The 1,224-nt window shown below is 48.6% G+C and carries 1 protein-coding gene; it reads left to right on the plus strand.

Annotation, left to right across the window (positions count from 1 at the left end; genetic code table 11):
* Nucleotides 1-1,224: penicillin-binding protein 2 (gene mrdA, locus R7P67_RS25105; RefSeq protein ID WP_318086357.1), on the plus strand; the 1,224-nt coding region annotated here is incomplete at its 3' end.

A 1,224-nucleotide genomic window follows, 5' to 3' on the forward strand; every position in this document is an offset into this window, starting at 1 on the left:
ATGATTCGTAGACGCCGCAGTCAAATCCGAGATTATCAAGCCGAAGCGCGCCTATTCGCTAGCCGCGCTATCGTTGCTTTTTTCGGCATCGTTGTTTTGATGGGCTTGCTGGTCGCCAATATGTACAACATTCAGGTGAACCAGTTTCAAGATTATCAAACCCGTTCAAATGACAACCGCATCAAAGTGGTTCCTATTGCGCCAAACCGCGGTCTTATCTACGACCGAAATGGTGTCCTGTTAGCCGAAAACCGTCCTGTCTTTAACTTGGAGCTGACTCCAGAAAAAATCAAAGACATCGACGCTACTATCCAAGAATTGCAAACCATTCTGGAAATCACACCAGAACAGATCGAACGCTTCCATCGTGAGCGTAAGCGTACCCGTCGATTCAAATCCGTCCCATTGCTAACCCAGCTGAACGAAAAGCAGGTCGCGGTCTTTTCCGTCAACCAATACCGTTTTCCTGGTGTTGAAATCAGTGCCACACTCAAACGTTACTACCCTTACGGGGAAGTGTTAACGCACGTAATCGGCTATGTTTCTCGTATCAATGACCGCGACATGCAGCGTTTGATTCGAGAAGAAAAAGACGCCAACTACCAAGCGACTCGTGACATCGGTAAGTTGGGCATCGAAAAATACTACGAAGATCTGCTGCACGGCACTGCTGGCTACCAAGAAGTGGAAGTCAACAGCCGAGGACGCGTGATTCGCACGTTAAAGTACGTACCGCCAGTTCCGGGCAAAGACATTGTCTTAAACCTCGATATCAACTTGCAGCTTTACGTTCATCAGCTTTTGGATGGTCGACGTGGCAGCGCTATCGTGCTTGATCCTCGTGACAATGGGGTGCTAGCTATGGTGTCTAGCCCAAGTTACGACCCGAACGCTTTTGTCCACGGCATTTCAGGTAAAGCCTATCGCGACTTGTTGAACGATAAAAACCGCCCGTTGGTAAACCGCACGACGCTAGGTATTTATCCGCCAGCTTCAACAATCAAGCCATTTATGGCAGTCGCAGCGTTGCAAGAAGGCGTAATCACGCCAAATACTACTCGCAACGACCCAGGTTATTGGCGCATTCCTAACTCAGACACCCGTCCATTCCGTGACTGGTTGCGTTGGGGACATGGCCGCGTGGATGTCATTAAATCCATTGAAGAGTCTGTTGATACGTTTTACTACCAAATTGCTTATGACTTGGGGATCGACCGAATTTCA

Source organism: Vibrio sp. Vb0937 (genome assembly GCF_033338855.1).